This is a genomic window from Skermania piniformis (assembly GCF_019285775.1).
Classification (GTDB): Bacteria; Actinomycetota; Actinomycetes; order Mycobacteriales; family Mycobacteriaceae; genus Skermania; species Skermania pinensis.
In genome coordinates this window covers 4,048,212-4,067,977 of the sequence record NZ_CP079105.1, presented here as the reverse complement: position 1 = coordinate 4,067,977, position 19,766 = coordinate 4,048,212, and the positions used below count along the sequence as shown (strand labels likewise).

Sequence of the window (19,766 nt, the reverse complement as noted above, 5' to 3'; positions counted from 1 at the left end):
AGCAAACGGCCCGCTCCCGGTGTGGGAGCGGGCCGTTCGTGCTTCGAGCGGTGTTGCTGACTCAGCCGGCCGGCTGGGTGCTCGCCCACTTGGTGGTGCCGGGCGGCGCCTGGAGCGTCTGGATCAGGTCGATGCCGGCGACGACCAACGTCGGACCGCCGGCCACGATGGTGCCGATCACGCCGCCGAGGCCGGCGCCGGCCGCGATGCCGGGGATGCAGCCGACACCGAACAGCGGCAGGCCGAAGACACAACCGACGACCGCACCGATGATGGTGCCGACGAGGCCGCCGACCGAGGTCGCGATGCCGAGCTGAGTCAGGAAGGCGGACTGCGCCTTCTGATTCTCTTCCAGCGAGGCGACCGGCTTGACCATCAGATTCGACGTCGCCGTGATGGCCTGCTTGGGTACCTCAGGGGTGAGCTGGAGGGTCTTGTCATCCTTCATCACCGCGTGCAGCGGGATCTTGATGTCACCCAGGTTCACCGAAAGCGGCAGCTCGACAACGGCCTTGCCGCTCGAATCCTCGATCTCGTACGAGTCCTTCTTGACCTCGAAGCGGCCCTTGTCCAGGGTGGTGACGATCGACTGCTCGACCACCTTCATCTGGTAGCCGATGTCGTTCGAGGCCGGCGCGGGATCTGCGTAGGCGGTGGCAGAGCCGAGACCGATCGCGCTGACAACGAGCACCGCCGTGGCGGTCATCCTGCGAAGGTTCATCCGGAATAGTTTCCATTTCGTTCGAACAGTGCTGTCAGCCCCTGACGCCTAGGACGAACTCCTCACCCGAGAGCTTGTGCGCCAGGCCTCCCCAACCTGGAAAGCCGGGGACACGACAACTTGGACGGACTGAGCGTAGCCGAATCGTGACCCCTATGCGAGCTAATCGGAAGTCCGCCAGCACATTTGTATATCGATCACTCGACAAATCGGTGTGTTTTCAACTGTAACGTTTTTCGGATTGTGCCGCGCGCCAACCGCTGCCGGAGCGAAAAAAAGTACGGCGGCGGCCGGTGCTCGCGAAAAAAATCGCCACCGGCAGCCGCCGTAGATCAGTCCGGACAGGTCAGTTTCGTTTGCCCGGGGCCTTCGCGCCGGACTTGAAGCCGAGACCGCCCGGTTTGGCGGTCGGCATCGCAGCCTCGGCCGGCTCGTCGGGTATCGCGTCCGCCGCCGGAACCGCATCGTCGGTCACGGGCGCCGCTGCGACGGGAGCTGTCGCCGGTGTGCTCGGTGCTTTCGCTCCGGGTGCGTTGGCGCCGGGTGCTTTGGCGCCCGGTCGTTTCGCTGCGCCCTTCATCGCCAGGCCCTTGACCGGGGGTGCGGCCGGCGTGGACGTCTCGGCCGGCGCCGCTGCCGCCGGCTTGCCTGGTGCTTTCGCTCCGGGGGCTTTGGCGCCCGGCCGCTTTGCTGCGCCCTTCATCGCCAGGCCCTTGACCGGGGGTGCGGCCGGCGTGGACGTCTCGGCCGGCGCCGCTGCCGCCGGCTTGCCTGGTGCTTTGGCTCCGGGGGCTTTGGCACCGGGCCGCTTTGCTGCGCCCTTCATCGCCAGGCCCTTGACCGGCGCTGCCGGCTCGGCGGCCGCCGGCGCCGCCGGCGCCTTCGCTCCGGGTGCTTTGGCTCCGGGCCGCTTTGCTGCGCCCTTCATCGCCAGGCCCTTGCCGGCCGAGGCAGCTGCGACCGGGGCGGCTGCCGGCGCGGCGGGGGTGGGGTCGGGCTCGGCCACCGGTTCCGGTTCGGCTTTCGGCTTCGGCCGACTGATGATCTTCGGCGCGTGTTGCGGTAGCTCCGGTTCCCCCCGCTGCACCGCTTCCAGCAGCAACTGCGCGACGTCCTGGACGCCGATTCCCACCCCGGTGCCTTCGTCGGCCCGCTGGGTGAGTCCGTCGTCCACCATCACCTTGCAGAACGGGCAGCCGGTAGCGACCGTGCCGGCGCCGTCGGTGACCGAACCGGTCGCGCCGAGCGTGGATATCGCTTCGTCCACCCGGTCCAGGTTCACTCGCTTGCCGAGATGCTCTTCCATCCACATCCGGGCCCCGCCGGCGCCGCAGCAGAACGAGCGGTCTGCATGCCGCGGCATCTCGGTCTGCACCATGCCGGTCGCCGCGATCAACTCGCGCGGCGGCGCGTACACCTTGTTGTGCCGGCCCAGGTAACACGGATCGTGATAGGTGACCGTGGCGGCGCCGTCGGCCGGCTTCACCGGCACCAGCTTGCCGTCCCGGACCAGCCGGTTCAGCAGCTGAGTGTGGTGCACCACCTCGTACTTTGCGCCCAGCTGCGGGTATTCCCGACCGAGGGTGTTCAGGCAGTGCGGGCAGGTGGTGACGATCTTGCGGTTCGGTTCCGCCCGGCCTTCGAACACGTCATCGAGGGTGGCGATCGTCTGCTGCGCCAGTTGCTGGAACAAGAACTCGTTGCCCGCGCGTCGCGCCGAGTCGCCGGTGCAGCTCTCGCTCGTACCCAGCACGACGTAGTTCACATCGGCGCGGTAGAGCAGCTCGGCGGTCGCCTGCGCGGTTTTCTTCGCCTTGTCCTCGAACGCGCCGGCACAGCCGACGAAGTAGAGGTACTCGACCTCGTCGGCAAGATCACCTTCGTAGACCGGCACCTCGAACGGCAGGTCCTTGGCCCAATCCAGCCGGCCGGAGTTGTTCTGGCCCCACGGATTGCCCTTGTTTTCCAGGTTCTTGAACAGCACGCCGAGCTCGCCGGGGAACTCGGACTCCATCATGACCTGATAACGACGCATGTCGACGATGTGGTCGATGTGCTCGATGTCCACCGGGCACTGATTCACGCACGCACCGCAGGTGGTGCAGCTCCACAGCACGTCCGGGTCGATCACACCGCCCTGCTCGGCGGTGCCCACCAGGGGACGTAGTGCCTGCTCGGGACCGGAGCCGCCGACTCGCTCGAAACCGGACTCGGGCACGTGGTGCCCGGCCAACGGTTGCGCCGCGGACGAGTCGAACTCGGCCCCCTCGGGAACCGTTGCACCTTCGATCAGGTACGGCGCCTTGGCGAACATGTGATCGCGCAAGTTCATGATCACGAGCTTGGGGCTGAGCGGCTTGCCGGTGTTCCAAGCGGGGCACTGCGACTGGCAGCGGCCGCATTCGGTGCAGGTCGCGAAGTCGAGGAAGCCTTTCCAGGCGAAGTCGTCGATCTTGCCCCGGCCGAGTACCGCATCCTCCGGCGGGTCCTCGAAGTTCACCGGCTCGCCCTTGTCGACCACGGGGAGCAGCGGACCCAGCCCGTCGGGCAGCCGCTTGAACGCCACGTTGACCGGGGCCACGAAGATGTGCAAGTGCTTGGAGTGCAGCACGATCAGCAGGAAGATCAGCATCACGCCGATATGGGCGATCAGACCGACCCGATCCAGAACCTCGTTGGTGTGCTGGCCCAACGGCTCCAACAGCCGGCCGATCGCGTTGGAGAAGAACGCGCCGCTGTTGTCGAAGTGGTCGGCCGCCGCGGCCGCGCCGCGGAACACGAACATCGTCCACACGACGTTGAAGATCATGAACAGGATCAGCCAGGCGCCGCCGGTATGCGAGCCGTAGAAGCGGGACTTGCGCTGCTGCCGCTCCGGGGCCTGCTGAATACGCAGGATCGCGAACACGCCGAGCGAGATCGCGCAGGCGATCGCGATGAAGTCCTGCAGGAAACCGAGAATCGGTGCCAAGTGCACGCGCCGGAGCAGCGGGATCTCGAAGTGTTCGTCGAACAACGCGCCGTATGCTTCGAGATACACCGTGGCCATGATCAGGAAGGCCCACATCGTGAAGAAGTGCGCGATCCCGGGCACGGTCCATTTCAGTAGCTTGCGCTGTGCCGGGACCTCTTCGAGTTCGACGACCACCCGGGCGCCGACATCGTCGAATCTGACCGGGCGTAAAACCGCCTGGCCGGACGAGATCAGTCGGTAGAGCCACAGGATTCGCCGGCCGGCCAGCGCCAGGACGATGAGCGTTCCCGCCAATCCGATGATCAGCGTTATCAGCACCGGTACCTCCATGTGAACGCTGTACAAAAGCCAGAAGTTAAGTTACCGCCCGGCGATCTTCGACGGGGTGTGAGTATTGCCTTATCCGTCGGGTCGGGCCGCCGCGCGCTGTCGCCGCACCCGGCTGCCGTCCGGGTCGGAAAATCCCTGGACGGCGATGGCACCATAGTCCCGTGAGTCCACACAACCACCAGCAGCCACGCGCGCTCGAGCAGTCGACGAAGTTGCAGAACGTTGTCTACGAGATTCGCGGACCGGTACACGCGCACGCCGCCCGGCTCGAGGCCGAGGGGCATCGGATCCTCAAGCTGAATATCGGCAATCCAGCGCCGTTCGGCTTCGACGCGCCCGACGTGATCATGCGGGACATGATCGCCGCGCTGTCGTACTCGCAGGGTTACTCCGAATCCAAGGGGATTCTCTCGGCGCGCCGGGCGATCGTCACCCGGTACGAGCTGGTACCCGGTTTCCCGGAGCTGGACGTGGACGACGTCTACCTCGGCAACGGAGTGTCCGAGCTGATCACGATCACCATGCAGGCTTTGTTGAACAACGGCGACGAGGTGCTGATCCCGGCGCCGGACTATCCGCTGTGGACCGCGATGACCAGCTTGGCCGGCGGAACCCCGGTGCATTACCGGTGCGACGAAGAAAACGCCTGGCAGCCCGACATCGCCGATATCGAGGCGAAGATCACGCCGAAGACCAAGGCCTTGTTGGTGATCAACCCGAACAATCCGACCGGCGCGGTGTACTCGGCCGAAGTGCTGACCCAGTTGGTCGAGATCGCCCGTCGGCATCAGCTGCTGCTGTTGGCCGACGAGATCTACGACAAGATTCTCTACGACGATGCCAAACACATCGCGCTCGCGAGTATGGCGCCGGATCTGCTCTGCTTGACGTTCAACGGCCTGTCCAAGGCGTATCGGGTGGCCGGCTACCGCTCCGGCTGGCTGGCGATCACCGGGCCGAAAGATCATGCGTCGGGTTTCCTGGAGGGCGTCGACCTGCTGGCGTCGTCCCGGCTGTGTCCGAACGTGCCGGCGCAGCACGCCATCCAGGTGGCGCTCGGTGGGCATCAGTCGATCGAGGATCTGATTCTGCCGGGTGGCCGGCTGCTGGAGCAGCGCGACGTGGCCTGGTCGGCGCTGAACAAGATTCCCGGAGTTTCCTGTGTGAAGCCGATGGGTGCCCTGTACGCCTTCCCGCGGCTCGATCCCGAGGTGTACGAGATCCACGACGACGAAAAGCTCGTGCAAGATCTGTTGTTGCAGGAGAAGATTCTGGTGGTTCAGGGCACCGGTTTCAATTGGCCCGGTCACGACCACCTCCGGATCGTCACGTTGCCGTGGGCCCGCGATCTCGCCGTCGCGATCGAGCGGTTGGGGAACTTTCTGGCGAGCTACGTGCAGTAGCGTACCGCGCAGAAACCGGCATTCGTCTGAAACCTCACGGGAAAACGTACTCAGGTGGCACGATCGATCATCCCGCGCTACATTGATACTCGGCACTTCACGGTGCCGGTCTCGACCGCCTACCCCCCCTGGGCGGTCGCGATCGGGTGGCGGGGACATCCCCCCTGCTCTCCGCCACCCTCTTAAACTTTCCTCCGAAATGTCGGAGTTTTCCGGGTTGATGTCTGGTTTTCTTCGTGTTCTGCAGCCCGGCGGCCCGAACCTCGTCCGGCCGCGCTCTACCCTGGACCTGTGTCCGACCACTCCCGGGGTTCGGTGAACCGGCCAGCGCACGATCATGCGCATCACCACACGCACCACGGCCCGATCGCCATCGGCGATACCGCCAAACGAGTCGTCGTCGGGCTGTTGGTGCTGATCGGGCTGATCACCGTGATCGGCGCGATCGTGCTGTGGCCGCAGCGGCAGCAGGTCGACATCCCCCTCCCGTTCCAAGCGCAAGGCGGTGGCGCGGCTCATACCGAGTCCGGCCAGGTGGTGGAGCAGAGCCTGGGTGCCTGCGGTTCACCGTCGGCCGGGCAGGTCCTCGCCGGTTCGCCGGTGCCGCCGCCGAACAGCGCCTACCAATGTCAGCGCTCCCGGGTGGTGCTGGACTCGGGCCCGGAATCCGGTAGTTCGGTGTGGCTGGAGATCGCGCCCGGGCCCGGTCAGCCGGATCTTGCGGCCGGCGACCGGATTCGGCTGGTCCGGCAGACCGACCCGGCCGGTCGGGCGCTTTACGCGTTCGACGACTACTCCCGGGGCTGGGCGCTGTTGTGGATCGTGCTGGCCTTCGCCGTGGTCGTGATCCTGGTGGCGCGCGGTCGCGGATTCCGCGCGCTGCTCGGCCTGGGCTTCGCGTTGGGCGTCCTGGTGCTGTTCTTGTTGCCGGCGCTGCTGGACGGCAAACCGGCGATCCCGGTGGCGCTGGTCGGTGGCGCATTGATCCTTTACGCCGTGTTGTACCTGGCGCACGGGGTGAATCTGCGCACCAGCTCGGCGCTGCTCGGCACGTTGTCGTCGATGCTGCTCGCCGCCGGACTGTCGTGGCTGGCGATCGCGGCGACCCGGCTGACCGGCCTGTCCGAAGAACAGAACACCAATGTGCAGGTCTACCTGCAGCAGGTCAGCATCACCGGGCTCCTGCTCGCCGGATTCATCATCGGCTCCCTGGGCGTGCTCAACGACGTCACGATCACCCAGGCATCCGCCGCCTTCGAGTTCGCGGCGTTGAACGAGGCGGCCGGCCGCCGACAGATCTTCCGGTCGGCGATGCGGGTCGGGCGTGATCACATCGCGAGTACGGTCTACACCTTGGTGCTGGCTTACGCGGGCGGAGCGCTGCCGTTGTTGCTGTTGTTCAGCGTCGCCGGCCGATCGATCCGCGATGTGCTGACCGGGGATGCGATCGCCATCGAGATCGCCAGGTCCGCCGTCGGCGGTATCGCGCTGGCGCTGTCGGTGCCGCTGACCACGGCGATTGCGGTGCTGCTGGCCCGGCCGTTCGGTCAGCGGGCGGTATCCGCGCCGCGGGGCCGGCACGCGCGCTGATCCGCCCGGGTCGCCCGCCTACGCCGGCTCAGCCGCCGGTCAAGCCGGGAATCACCGGTAGTGGCGGCAGCGGCGGGAGGATCGGGCCGGAGGGCAGGGTCGGTATCACCACCGGCGGGAGACCGGGAATGCTGACGGTGTTCGGCCCCGGCTCGGGTTCCGGCGCGGACTGCGGAGCTGCCGGCGTCGCGGCTTCGGGGACGCTGTTCGCGGTCCGTAGGTCAGCGGTGACGACCGGGGCGGCCGGGGCAGCCGGTGGCGCGGTCGCGTCGGTCGCCGACTTGATCGGGGCAACCGCGTTGGACGGTTCCATCGTGGTGGTGCGGGGCGGAGTGGTCGGTACCACGCTGGTCGGTGCCTCCGCCGTCCCGGAGCCCCGCTCCAGCACTTGGCCGCCGTAGCCGAGCGCGAGTCCGATTGCGGCGACGGCGGCGAGCGCCCCGACGGCGAGGCCGGCGCTGCTCAGTTCGCGTCTGCTGCTGCCGGCCGACGGTGCGGTCGGTGCCGCAACCGGTGCACGTGGCGGCGGAGCCGGGGTGGCGCGGGTGGGCCGAGGCAGCGCTTGCGCCAGCAGTGTCGCGCCCCGGGCCGCGACCGTTTCCGGGCCTTCGGGGACCACGACCGCGGTGTTCAGCCATTTCCGCAGGACCCGGCTGATCAGCGGGATCCCCGCTCCGCCGCCGACCGCAAACACGGCCTGCACCTGCCGGCCCGAATGCATGATGACGTCCCGGGTGACTCGGGCCGACGTCTCGATCGCCAGCGTGATCAGCGCCTCGAAGTTCTCCCGCGACAACAGCACGACGCCGTCCTCCCAGGGCAACGCCACGGCGCTGGAGATCGACAGTTGCTCTTTCGCGTTGCGGCACAGATCGTCGAGGGCAGCCAGTGCGGTCGCGTCCAACGGATGGGTGGTCCGGCCGGCTGCGATCTGATGCTCGCGGATCAGCACGTCGAAGTAGTCGCCGCTGATCTCGCAGGTTCGTTCCGCGTACAGCACCTCGCGGGTATTGGCATCGATCACGCTGACCGACAGGCCGGACGCGCCGAGATCGTAGACGGCGACGGTATCCAGGCCGTCCAGTTCGCCGGCGGCCGCCAGGTACGCCACGATGGCCGAGATCTCCGGCACCAACTGGTAGTCGGCCAGTCGTTGCCGGTCCATCGCCGCGTTCAGCGCGCGTTCATGCTGCAGGCTGCGATAGGCGATCGCGGTGGTCGCTGCCGGCCGGTGGGTCGCCAGGTCGACGCCGACGGCCTCCGCGGTCAGTTCCTCGGCACGCTGCATCCCGACCGGGATCTCCTGCAGCTCGAACGACTCCGGCACCAGGCTGGAGATGCCCGGAAGCGGTCGAGCGAGGCGCACTGCTCCCGCGCCTACCGAAACTCCAAGCACCGAATTCATCAACGCCCATCTCGTCGTGGTCATCGACCGGATCACCCGAACCGGTGAGCGGTAAACCCGACCCGCATGTTCTCAATCTGAGACTAAACGGGTATCACCCGGTGTTCCAACCCCCATTTCGGGTTGCGTTTCCGCCAACAGCTCGACAATCGAAAAGCGCACTCTGCATTGATCTGTGGTGGGACGGCGCGTCGTAGGCAACTCGCCGCATCCGGCCCGACCCCTCCCGCGGTAAAGAATCGGCTGCGGGTCGATCTCGGCGAGATGCAGTACACGATCCGACGCCACAGACGTTATCACGGACACGCCGATGTGACTGGTTTCACATCATCGCAGACTGATATCGCGGTCCTGATGTCGGAACCGGATACGGTCGAGTCATGTGGCGACGGCGGCGATATCGGTACCTGGCGGTGGCGGTGGTCCCGGTGGCGATCACGGTTGCGCTGTGGCCGGTGTATGTCCGGCCGCAGGCCGACCCGCTCGCCCGAGCCGATGCGATCGTGGTGCTCGGCGGAGCGCACGACGGTAGGGAAGAACTCGGCCTGCAGCTGGCCGCGGCGGGCTGGGCGCCGCAGGTGGTCTTCTCCAATCCGTACGCCTACAGCTCGCTGATGAGCCGGATCTGTCATGGCGGCTACAGCTTCCGGGTCAGTTGTTTCCGTCCGGATCCGGGCACCACCCGAGGCGAGGGTCGGGAGATCGCCCGCCGGGCCGAACAGGAGGGCTGGCACCGGGTCATCGTCGTCACCTTCACCCCGCACGTGTCGCGGTCGCGCTACATCATCGGCCGCTGCTGGGACGGGGATATCACGATGGCCGCGGTGCCGTCCCGGCTGTCGCCGCAGGTCTGGGCGTTCAACTACATCTATCAGTCGTTCGGCTACGCCCGCGCGGTACTGGAGAAGTGTTGACCGCCGGCCGGGCGGGTTCGCCGGCGACCTGATTCAGTACGCGCCGGCCGGCCGGGTGACCGCACCCAGCGTCTTCTTGATGATCACCAGGTCCTGCAACATCGACCAGTTCTCCACATAGCTGAGATCCAGCCGAACCGATTCGTCCCAGTCCAGATCGGATCGCCCGCTGATCTGCCACAGTCCGGTCAGGCCGGGCTTGACCAGCATCCGGCGGCGAACCAAGCCGCTGTAGGCCTCGACCTCACGCCGTAGCGGTGGGCGTGGCCCGACCACGCTCATCTCGCCCCGCACGACGTTGAGGAACTGGGGTAACTCGTCCAGGCTGTACCGGCGCAGGATCCGGCCGACCGGCGTGATCCGGGGGTCGTTGCGCATCTTGAACAGTGGCCCGGCGCCTTCGTTCTGGTTGAGCAGCGCGGACAGGTGCCGGTCGGCGTCCTCGTACATGCTGCGGAACTTGATCATCTTGAACGGCTTGCCGTCCAGCCCGATCCGCTCCGACCGGTAGAAGATCGGGCCGCGACTCCCCAGCTTGACCGCGATCGCGGCGACGAGCATCACCGGCGCCACCGCGATCAATGCCGCGACCGCGAAGCAGAAGTCGAATGCCGTCTTGCTGAACGAGGTCGCCCGGCTGTACTGCGGCTTTTCCAGATGCAGCATCGGGGTGCCGTCGACCGGCCGGCTGGCCAGTCGCTGCAGCGCGACGTCCTCGACCCCCGGGGTGACGATCAGGTCCACGCCGAGCGATTCCAGATCCCACACCAGCTGCCGAATCCGGGACGGGTTGAGATAGTCGGTGGCGGTGACGGCGACGGTGTCTGCGCCGGTCTGCTCGATCGCGGCCAGGATGGACGTGTCGGTACCGACGATCGGTACCTGGTCGCCGGCGATGTCCATGTGCTCCTCGCCGTCGACCGCTCCGGCCGGGGTGCAGAGACCGACCACCCGGTACCCGGCCCGTCGGTCGCGGGCGAAGGCCGCGGCCATGGCACGGGCTGCGGACTCCCCGCCGACCACCAGCACCGGTGCCTGATACGCGCCGTTGGTCCGTTGCTCGACCGCGTGGCGGCGCCACAGGCCGCGGCCGAGCAGCAGGCCGGCCAGGCCGACCGGCAGGGCCACGGCCAGATAGCCGCGGGCGATGTCGACCTTGGCGATCAGGCTGACGATCGCGATCAGCCCGAACATCTGCAAGGTCGCCGAGACGATGCGCCGGTACTCCTCGATGCCGCCGACCACCCGTGCCGACCGGGAGTTCTGCAGCGAGAGAAAGCCCAGCCAGAGCGCGGCGAACAGGGCGGAGACGATGGTGTAGGAGACGCTTCGGGAGGTGCCGATCCGGGACAGGTCGGCGTCGCTGATGGCGCCGAAGCGAGCGAACTGGGCCAGCCCGACCGCCCCCAGCACCACCGCGACGTCGGTGAGCAACAACCGGCTGCCCAGGCGGGCCTGCCAGCGTTGTCGCACGGATCGCGCTGGTGCCGTGGTGCGCATCGCGCCGAGCGGATCCTCGTCTCGGACCTGAGATTTCACTCGGCGCACCACCCTTGTCGGAATCTGGTCGACAGCTTTCACGAAGCCGTCCAGGACCCGATACTAGGGCTCATTCCACGCATCCGGTAGTGGATAGAGAAGTGTTTCATACATTTGGTTTGTTCTTCTCGGACTAACCGACTTCGGGTGGAGTATAGGCAGGGCAGGCGCCTACTCCGCCAGTTCGAAATTCAGGTACGCCCGCGACGGCGTGGGGCCCCGTTGGCCTTGATACTTGGAGCCGGCTGCGGCACTGCCGTAGGGATGCTCGGCCGGACTGGAGAGCCGGATCAGGCAGAGTTGGCCGATCCGCATCCCCGGCCAGAGGGTGATCGGCAGATTGGCCACGTTGGACAGTTCCAGGGTGATGTGTCCGGCGAACCCCGGATCGATGAATCCGGCGGTGGAGTGGGTGAGCAGACCGAGCCGGCCCAGGCTGGACTTACCTTCCAGTCGACCCGCGAGATCGTCGGGCAACGCACATCGTTCCAAGGTGGAGCCCAGCGCGAACTCGCCCGGGTGCAGCACGAACGGTTCCCCGGCCGCCGGCTCGACCAGCGTGGTCAGCTCGTCCTGGCGTTGCGCCGGATCGATGTGGGTGTAGCGGGTGTTGTTGAAGACGCGGAACAGGCCGTCCAGCCGGACGTCGACGCTCGACGGCTGAACCAGGGTCGGCTCGAAGGGATCGATAGCGAGTCGGCCGGCCCGGATCTCGGCGCGGATGTCGCGGTCGGAGAGCAGCACGAGGTGAGCCTAGTTCGGCGCCCCACCGCGCCCGATCCGGCCGGCTGGGGCGCCGGAAACGTTCGCCCTGGGTTTGCGAGACCGGCGCGAGTCGACCCCCGGCACAGCGAGCTGTGGGGGTCGCGAAGTCGGTGGTAGCGTGCGGTTTCGAGCTCGCGGTACGGCCCGGCGGCGGGCGCGCGGCCAGGGGCCGTCGGTGCCGCCCGAGCGACCGCGAGCCCGGTTCCGTGTACCGACTACCATTCGCCCTGTGGAGGCGAACGTGAGGGACCGGTCGAGCGACGACGCTGCGCACGTCACGCTCGCCGAGGAATGGCACAACGTCGTTATCGCCGGTGGTGATCAGGTCCGGCCGGCGGACCGGATCGACGGTCGGCAATTGCTGGACCGGATCGCCGCCGAGCTGGACGGCGCGGCCCGGTCCACCGACGGTGAGCCGGAGCGAGTGCACGCACTCGGCCGGGATATGGCTCGGGCCGGCTTCGTCGGCGACGACGCGCTCGGTGCCACGATGACGTTGCTCGCTCGTTACTTCACCGATGTGGTGCCGGTCTCGGCCGAGCGGCGCAGCGATCTGCTCGGGGCGTTCGCGACGGGGTACGTGACCGCGTTGCGGACCTCGCTGCTCGACCTGGCGGCGACCGGTACGGCCGTCGGTGCTGCGCCGGATCCGGCTCCGGACGAGGGTGTTGTTACCGAGAACGCTGTCGACGCGGGGGTGGTCACCGAGGACCGCCCGCGGGCGGTTTTCGAGCACGCCGGGGTCGGGCTCGCGGTGGCCGACCCGGCTGGCCGGTTCGTCCAGGTGAACCCGGCGTTTGCCACGTTGCTCGGCCAGCCGGTGGACACCCTGGCCGACTCGGTGACGGTGACCGACCTGCTCGGCTCGGACGACGACGACGCGCCGACACCGGGTCGCTACCCGGCGTTGGTCGCCGGTGAGATCGACCGCTTCGCGGTGCGGCGGGGGTATCGGCGGCCGGACGGTGAATCCGTTCGCGCCGACCTGACCGTCACGGCCCTGCCGGAGCCGGACGGCGAGCGGTTGTTCTGCCTGGTTGCATCGGCGGTATCGACCGAACAGCCCGATATCGAGCAACTCGAGACCGAACAACTCGAGACCGAACAGCCCGACCCGGACACTGCCGATACCGGGCGATCCGACGAACTCACCGGCCTCGCGGATCGGCGCGGATTCTTCGCGGCCGCGGACGAGGCGCTGGCCGACAAGCAGGCTCGGGTGGGACTGCTGCTGGTCGGGCTCGATCGATTCCGGGCGGTGAACGACCGCTACGGACATGCGACCGGCGACGAGTTGTTGCGGCAGGCCGGCGCGCGGGTTCGGGCGTGTGCCGAACCGAAGGACCTGGTTGCCCGGTTGTCCGGCGACGAGTACGCGGTGTTGGTGCCGGATCTGTCGGGCGAGGGGGCGCTGGCCGAGCTGGCCGCGACCGTGCTGGACGCGTTCACCAAGCCGTTCGAGCTGGCCGGGCGGCGGGTCCGGGTGACCGCCAGTGTCGGGGTGATGGAGCGCGACGAGAACTGCGCGACCGGGGAGGATCTGCTCTGGGCGGCGGATACCGGCATGCAATGGGCGAAACGGGCCGGCCGGGCCCGGTACGCCGCGTTGGAGCGAAACCAGTTCATCGTCTTCTATCAGCCGATCGTGCGGCTCACCGACCGAGCGATTGTCGCGGTGGAAGCGTTGGTGCGGTGGCAGCACCCGCGGTTGGGCCTGTTGCCACCGGCGAAGTTCCTCGATCCCGGCGTCGACGTCATGCATCTCGCCGAGCTGGATGCCTGGGTGCTCGATCGCGCGTGTCGGGATCAGCGGCGCTGGTACGACGAGCAGCCGCAGCATGCGCCGATGGTGAGCGTCAACGTGGCCGCCTCCGATGTGGCGGACCTGGGCTGGGCCGATCGGGTGTGCGCGATCCTGACCGAGAGCAGCGTCCGGCCGGATCGGCTGCAGTTGGAGCTGACCGAACGCGCATTCACCGACCTGACCGACCAGTTGCTGACCGCGCTGAACCGGCTGGCCGGCCTCGGGGTACACATCGCGGTGGACGACTTCGGCAGCGGTGCATCCAATCTTCCGGCGCTGGCGCAGCTGCCGCTGCACACGGTGAAGCTGGCCGGACCGCTGGTCGACCAGGTGGGGGCGCCGGATTCGGGTAACCGCCGCGACCTGATGGTCGTCGAGGCGGTGGTCCGATTGGTTCACACCCTGGGTTTCGCGGTGACCGCGGAAGGGGTGGAGACTCCGGGCCAGGCGCGGCAGTTGCACGGGCTCGGCTGCGATACCGCGCAGGGCTGGTACTTCCAACAGCCGAAGCCGCCCGAGGTGATCGCCGAGCTGCTTCGCCGGTCGGCGAGTCTATATGCACCGAGCCGGAGCTGATCGCCGGCGACGCCCGGTGCCGCGCCGGCGAGCGGGACGATACGGTGCCGTTATGAGTCTGCTTGCTTCGCGCCGTCCGCCACGGTTCGCTCTGCGCCGCGCCGTCGGGGTGACCGCACTGGCGTTCGGGGTCGGTCTCACCTCGGCCTGCACCTCCGCTTCGGCGCCGGTCGCGCTGTCCAGCTCGTCGGCTCCCGACCGGTCGGCGCCGACGGCGATGTCGGCCGCACCGGCGGGTTCCGGCGCGGTCACGCCGGTATCGGCGCCGTTCGGCGACGTGTGCGGCGATACCTACCTGCGGCAGTTCGATCTCCGGGGGAAGCTGGCCCAGTTGCTGACCGTCGGGGTCTCCGGTCCGGCCGATGCGCTGAACGTGGTGCGATCGCATCAGGTCGGCGGCATCTTCGTCGGCAGTGGAACCGACCAGGCATTGCTGACCAACGGCTCGCTCGCCGAGGTGAAGAATCAAGCCAAGGTGCCGTTGATGGTCACCATCGACGAGGAGGGTGGCCGGGTCTCCCGGATTCCGAACCTGATCGGGACGCAGCCGTCGGCGAAGGAGGTCGCGGCGACCATGTCACCGCAGCAGGCCTACGAGCAGGAGAAGGCGCGCGCTACCAAGTTACGTGACCTGGGCATCACCGTCGATTTCGCGCCGGTGGTCGACGTGAGCGATCAGCCGGACGACACGGTGATCGGCGACCGGTCCTTCTCCGGTGACCCGAACGTGGTGACCCAGTACGCCGACGCCTACATCCGGGGCCTGCACGATGCCGGCCTGGGTGCGGTGATCAAGCACTTTCCCGGACACGGATCTGCTTCGGGCGATTCGCATCTGGGTCCGGTGACCACGCCGCCGTTCGCGGCCATGCAGGGCCGGGACCTGGTGCCGTTCCGGAACCTGATCGGTTCGGGCGCCGCGGTCATGGTCGGCCACCTGGACGTGCCCGGTCTGACCGCGGCGGGCCGGCCGGCCAGCATCAGCCCGGAGGTGATGCGCGCTTTGCGCACGGGTCTGCCCTACGGAGCGTTACCGTTCAACGGGGTGATCTTCACCGACGACCTGAGCGGGATGGCGGCGATCACCGACCGGATGGGCGTACCGGCGGCGGTCGAAGCGGCCTTGGTGGCCGGCGCCGACGATGCGTTGTGGATCAGCACCGATGCCGTCCCGGCAGTGCTGGATCAGTTGACCCAGGCGGTCGCCGCCGGCCGGCTCAGCGAACAGCAGGTGGACGAGTCGGTCCTTCGGGTCGGCCGGTTCAAGAATGCCGTGCCCTGCTGATCCGACCCGCTCGCCGGAACTTACCGTAGAGTAAGAAGCCGGGAGTCGACCGGGCGGCAGGAGGGTGCGATGGCGGGTGGAACCAAGCGGCTGCCGCGCGCCATCCGGGAGCAGCAGATGCTGGATGCAGCGGTGGAAGTGTTCTCCCAGAATGGATTTCACGATGCCTCGATGGATGCAATAGCAGCCGCGGCGCAGATTTCCAAGCCGATGTTGTACCTGTACTACGGCTCCAAGGATGAGCTGTTCACCGCCTGCATCGATCGGGAGGCCACCCGGTTCGTCGAGGCGATCGCGCCGGCCGGCGACCCGCTGCTGACCCCGCACGAACAGGTCCGGGTGGCGTTGGATTCGTTTCTGACCTTCGTCGAACACAACCGTCGGTCGTGGAACGTGCTCTATCGCCAGGCGATCGGCCAGCCGGCGTTCGCCGGGCAGGTGAAGGCCAGTCGGGACCGGCTGGTCGAACTGACCGCAAATCTGCTGCGGACCAGCACCAAGAATCCGACGCCGGACACCGATTTCACCGTCATGGCGGTTGCGCTGATCGGCGCGGGCGAGGCGGTGGCCGACCGGATCGCCGGTGGCGAGCTCGCCGCGAAGGCCGCGGTGAATCTGTTGGAGAACCTGGCGTGGCTGGGCTTGGCCGGCCGCCGAGACGAGGAGTAGCTCGGCGGCCCGCCCGTCCGCTCAGCCGGCCCGCAGGGTGCCGGTCAGGTACGGATATCCCTTCGTCGGGTGCCGCAACGCCAGGTCCCAGCCGGTTCCGTCCGGCCCGTCGACCGGGTCGGCATAGAGGTTGAGCGTCGCCGGCAGCAGCACCGGCTTACCGAACTTCACCTGATAGCGGACCTGATCCGGAATCCGCCCCTCGACCGCGGCGAGCACCGCAGCGGCCTCCCACATACCGTGGGCGATCGTCGCCGGGAAGCCGAACGCCTTGGCGCCCAGGGTCGAGGTGTGAATCGGATTTCGGTCGCCGGACGCGGCAGCGTAGCGATCGATGATGGACTGGTCGACCTGCAGGCGCCGCAGCGGGGGCGGCGGCGCTTGATCGGACTTCGGCGCCGAGCGCGGAGCGTCCGACAGCGAGGTGCGTTGCTGATGCAGGAACGTGGTGACCTGTCGCCAGACCGGCTCCCGGCCGACGCTGATCTCGCTGATCGCGTCGACCAGCAGCCCCTTCGGATGCTCGCGGAGGTTGGCGGTCCGCGCCCGGATATCGAGGGGTTCGCTCGTCGAGATCGGCCGCTCCTGGGTGATCAGGTTCTCCGCGTGCACCGCTCCGACCGCGCTGAACGGGAAGTCGCGCGCGATGATCAACTCCATGATCACCGGGAACGTGAGGGTGAACGGGTAGGTGATCGGCAGGGTGTCGCCGAATCGGAGCCCGCAGGCGCGGGTGTAGTCGGCCAGGTTGTCCCGATCGACGCGCAGTCCGGTCAGTTCCGCGGTCCGCTCCGGTAGGGCGGTACGCCGGCGGGACAACGGCCCGGGCATCGGCACCGCGCCCAACGCCGCTCGCAGGTACTGGCGGCCGGCGGCCGGACGCCGAGGCAGGACGATGGTCCGGGAGGTGCTCACGGCGTGCTCACGCTCCGATCAGGCTCTGGCCGCACACCCGGACGATGTTGCCGTTCACCGCGTTCGACGCCGGGCTGGCGAAGTAGGCGATGGTCTCGGCGACGTCCACGGTCTGTCCGCCTTGCAGCAGCGAGTTCATCCGCCGGCCGGCTTCCCGGGTGGCGAACGGGATGGCGGCGGTCATCGCGGTTTCGATGAAGCCGGGCGCGACCGCGTTGATCGTCATCTCCTGCTCGGCCAGCGCCGGCGCGGTGGCTTGGACGAGGCCGATCACCCCGGCTTTGGAGGTGCCGTAGTTGGTCTGCCCCCGGTTGCCGGCAATCCCGGCGATCGAGGACACATCGATCACCCGGCTGCCGGCGCGGAGCGCCCCTGCTGCCACCAGCGATTCGGTGATCTGCTGTGGTGCAAGAAGATTGACGTTCAGCACGGTGTTCCAGCGGGCGCTGTCCATGTTGGCCAGGGTCTTGTCCCGGGTGATTCCGGCATTGTGCACCAGCACGTCCACGGTGCCGCCGTGCCGTTCGTTCAGGTGGGTAGCGATCTTCTCGGCGGCGTCCGGCGCGGTGACGTCGAGTGCCAGCGCGGTGCCGTGCACCAGGTTCGCCGTCGCCGACAGTGCCTCGCCGGCTTGCGGCACATCCGCGCAGATCACGTGGGCGCCGTCGCGGGCGAGCACCTCGGCGATCGTCGCGCCGATGCCGCGAGCGGCCCCGGTGACGATGGCGACCTTGCCGTCCAGCGGCCGGTTCCAGTCGATCGCGGTGAGGTCGGAATCCGCTGCGCCGACCCGGATCACCTGCCCGTCGACGTAGGCCGACTTGGCCGAGAGCAGGAAGCGCAGCGTCGACGCCAGCCCGGTGGCGGCGGTGGCCGCCGCGGGATCGAGGTAGACCAGTTGTGCGGTGCCGCCGCGGCGCAGCTCCTTGCCGACGCTCCGGGTGAAGCCCTCCAGCGCGCGTTGGGCGACCTGCGCCGACACCGAACCGGCCTGCTCGGGGGTGCTGCCGAGTACGACGACCCGCCCGGACGGGCCGAGGTCGCGGATTGCCGGCTGGAAGAAGTCGAACAGCTGGGCCAGGTCGGGCACCGACTCGATCCCGGTCGCATCGAAGACCAGGGCGCCGTACGCTTCCGTAGCCCGGCCGGCGGTATCGGCGAAGACGTAGTCCGACAACAGCTCCCGGGTCGGATCGACCAATCGGCCGGAGCCGCCGAGCAGGATCGGGCCGGGCAACGCGGGCTCGCCGGCCCGGTACCGGCGCAGTGTCTCCGGCTGGGGAAGACCGGCCTGCTTCGCCAGGAATGCGCCGGGCGCGGTGGCCAGGAACGACGAGTACAGGTCCGGGGCTGCCTTGCTGGGTGCCACTGTTGTCCTACCTTCGGGTGCCGGTTGTTGCTTCGCCGGTCCGCCGCAGCGAAGCTCGACAACTAACTTACTCTGGAGTAAGTTAGTTGTCGAGCAGACAACTCGAGTCGATGGAGAGTCCGTAGTGGCAACCAAGAATGCGACGACCAAGAATCCCCCGGCCGGGCGACGGGCGGTCGGGATCGTCGGCGGCAATCGGATTCCGTTCGCCCGCTCGGACGGCGCATATGCCAAGGCGAGCAATCAGGACATGCTGACCGCGACATTGGACGGCCTGGTGAGCCGGTTCAATCTGCAGGACGAGCGGCTCGGCCTGGTGGTGGGCGGGGCGGTGCTCAAGCGGATCGGCGAGCACGGCATGGTCCGGGAAAGCGTCCTGGGCAGTCGACTCAGCCCGTACACCCCGGCCTTCGATCTCACCCAGGCGTGTGGCACCGGCCTCCAGTCGCTGGTCGCCGTCGGTGACGCGATCGCTGCCGGGCGGATCGACGCCGGTATCGGCGGCGGCACCGACACCACCTCGGACGCCCCGATCGGGGTCGGCGAAGACCTGCGTGAGTTCCTGCTCTCGCTGAATCGGGCGAAGAGCACCGGTGATCGGCTGAAGCTGCTCGCCGACGTGCGCCCGAGCATGCTGGGAATCGAGATCCCGCGTAATGCCGAGCCGCGCACCGGCCTGTCCATGGGCGAGAGCGCGGCGATCACGGCCAAGGAGTTCGGTGTTCGGCGCGCCGACCAGGACGAGCTGGCCGCGGCCAGCCATCGGAACATGGCGGCCGCCTACGACCGTGGTTTCTTCGACGACCTGGTCACCCCGTTTCTCGGGCTGACCCGGGACGACAACCTGCGGCCGAATTCCAACGTCGAGAAGCTGGCGACACTGCGGCCGGTGTTCGGGGTTGCGGCCGGTGACGCGACGATGACCGCCGGCAACTCCACCCCGCTGACCGACGGCGCGGCGGTAGCGCTGTTGGCCACCGACGAGTGGGCGGCCGAGCGGGGACTGCCGGTGCTCGCCCATCTCGTCGATTCGGAAACCGCTGCGGTCGATTACGTGCACGGCCCGGACGGACTGTTGATGGCGCCGACCTATGCGGTGCCCCGGCTGCTCGCGCGCAACGGGCTGACCCTGCAGGATTTCGACTTCTACGAGATCCACGAGGCGTTTGCTTCGGTGGTGCTGGCCACTTTGCAGGCCTGGGAGTCGGATGCCTACTGCAAGGAGCGGCTGGGGCTGGACGGGGCACTCGGCGCGATCGATCGCAGCAAGCTGAACGTAAACGGCTCGTCGCTGGCCGCGGGACACCCGTTCGCCGCGACCGGCGGCCGGATCGTCGCCTCACTGGCGAAGATGCTGGCCGAGAAGGGCTCCGGACGCGGCTTGATCTCGATCTGCGCGGCCGGTGGGCAGGGTGTCACCGCCATCGTCGAGCGCTGAACCCGGGAATCCGATCGACCGCCGGGCGGGCGGTATGGCTTACTACTTAAGATCAATTAGTTGAATCGG

General features: G+C 68.0%; 14 protein-coding genes. 7 read left to right on the top strand and 7 right to left on the bottom strand.

The window, feature by feature from the left end:
• Positions 1 to 61: 61 nt before the first annotated feature.
• Both KV203_RS18820 and KV203_RS18815 read right to left on the bottom strand, forming a co-directional pair.
• Positions 62 to 706 (bottom strand): DUF8020 domain-containing protein, encoded by a 645-nt coding sequence (locus tag KV203_RS18820; RefSeq protein WP_246600265.1) that lies wholly within the window; start codon positions 704 to 706, stop codon positions 62 to 64.
• Between the two features lie 361 nt (positions 707 to 1,067).
• Positions 1,068 to 4,025 (bottom strand): (Fe-S)-binding protein, encoded by a 2,958-nt coding sequence (locus KV203_RS18815; protein ID WP_066473684.1) that lies wholly within the window; start codon positions 4,023 to 4,025, stop codon positions 1,068 to 1,070.
• 161 nt (positions 4,026 to 4,186) lie between these two features.
• On the opposite strand from KV203_RS18815, the gene KV203_RS18810 reads away from it, so the two are divergent.
• Positions 4,187 to 5,428, top strand: a complete 1,242-nt coding sequence (locus KV203_RS18810; RefSeq protein ID WP_066473575.1) for a pyridoxal phosphate-dependent aminotransferase — start codon at positions 4,187 to 4,189, stop codon at positions 5,426 to 5,428.
• A 291-nt stretch (positions 5,429 to 5,719) separates the two neighbouring features.
• Positions 5,720 to 7,018 carry a YibE/F family protein gene (locus KV203_RS18805; protein ID WP_373279251.1) on the top strand — a complete coding sequence of 433 codons (1,299 nt, stop codon included), beginning with the start codon at positions 5,720 to 5,722 and terminating at the stop codon, positions 7,016 to 7,018.
• A 28-nt stretch (positions 7,019 to 7,046) separates the two neighbouring features.
• Here KV203_RS18805 and KV203_RS18800 read toward each other — a convergent pair whose 3' ends face one another.
• A complete protein-coding gene (locus KV203_RS18800; protein WP_246600263.1) occupies positions 7,047 to 8,447 on the bottom strand; it encodes an Hsp70 family protein in 1,401 nt (466 codons plus the stop codon).
• A 356-nt stretch (positions 8,448 to 8,803) separates the two neighbouring features.
• On the opposite strand from KV203_RS18800, the gene KV203_RS18795 reads away from it, so the two are divergent.
• Entirely contained in the window at positions 8,804 to 9,337 is a 534-nt protein-coding gene (locus KV203_RS18795; protein WP_066473584.1) for a YdcF family protein, read from the top strand.
• Positions 9,338 to 9,370: 33 nt separating this feature from the next.
• Here the strand turns inward: KV203_RS18795 and KV203_RS18790 are convergent, their stop codons facing one another.
• Together KV203_RS18790 and dcd are read right to left on the bottom strand one after the other, a co-directional pair.
• On the bottom strand, positions 9,371 to 10,876 hold the full coding sequence (locus KV203_RS18790) for a sugar transferase (protein WP_306303596.1): 1,506 nt from the start codon (positions 10,874 to 10,876) through the stop codon (positions 9,371 to 9,373).
• Positions 10,877 to 11,047: 171 nt separating this feature from the next.
• A complete protein-coding gene (gene dcd, locus KV203_RS18785) occupies positions 11,048 to 11,620 on the bottom strand; it encodes a dCTP deaminase (protein ID WP_066473587.1) in 573 nt (190 codons plus the stop codon).
• Positions 11,621 to 11,882: 262 nt separating this feature from the next.
• Here dcd and KV203_RS18780 point away from each other — a divergent pair, with 262 nt between their 5' ends.
• From KV203_RS18780 to KV203_RS18770, 3 genes are all read left to right on the top strand, one after another.
• Positions 11,883 to 14,021, top strand: a complete 2,139-nt coding sequence (locus tag KV203_RS18780; RefSeq protein WP_157079922.1) for a putative bifunctional diguanylate cyclase/phosphodiesterase — start codon at positions 11,883 to 11,885, stop codon at positions 14,019 to 14,021.
• 52 nt (positions 14,022 to 14,073) lie between these two features.
• Complete coding sequence (locus KV203_RS18775) at positions 14,074 to 15,306, top strand: glycoside hydrolase family 3 N-terminal domain-containing protein (protein WP_083530269.1); 1,233 nt, start codon at positions 14,074 to 14,076, stop codon at positions 15,304 to 15,306.
• 69 nt (positions 15,307 to 15,375) lie between these two features.
• Positions 15,376 to 15,975, top strand: coding sequence for a TetR/AcrR family transcriptional regulator (locus tag KV203_RS18770; RefSeq protein WP_066473591.1), 600 nt, complete (start codon positions 15,376 to 15,378; stop codon positions 15,973 to 15,975).
• A 21-nt stretch (positions 15,976 to 15,996) separates the two neighbouring features.
• Here the strand turns inward: KV203_RS18770 and KV203_RS18765 are convergent, their stop codons facing one another.
• Positions 15,997 to 16,890 carry a MaoC/PaaZ C-terminal domain-containing protein gene (locus tag KV203_RS18765; RefSeq protein ID WP_281422384.1) on the bottom strand — a complete coding sequence of 298 codons (894 nt, stop codon included), beginning with the start codon at positions 16,888 to 16,890 and terminating at the stop codon, positions 15,997 to 15,999.
• 7 nt (positions 16,891 to 16,897) lie between these two features.
• Positions 16,898 to 18,259: a 3-oxoacyl-ACP reductase gene (locus KV203_RS18760; RefSeq protein ID WP_066473592.1), complete on the bottom strand. Its 1,362-nt coding sequence runs from the start codon at positions 18,257 to 18,259 to the stop codon at positions 16,898 to 16,900.
• A gap of 124 nt (positions 18,260 to 18,383) precedes the next feature.
• Here KV203_RS18760 and KV203_RS18755 point away from each other — a divergent pair, with 124 nt between their 5' ends.
• Positions 18,384 to 19,697 carry an acetyl-CoA C-acetyltransferase gene (locus KV203_RS18755; protein WP_066473593.1) on the top strand — a complete coding sequence of 438 codons (1,314 nt, stop codon included), beginning with the start codon at positions 18,384 to 18,386 and terminating at the stop codon, positions 19,695 to 19,697.
• The last annotated feature ends 69 nt before the right edge of the window (positions 19,698 to 19,766 follow it).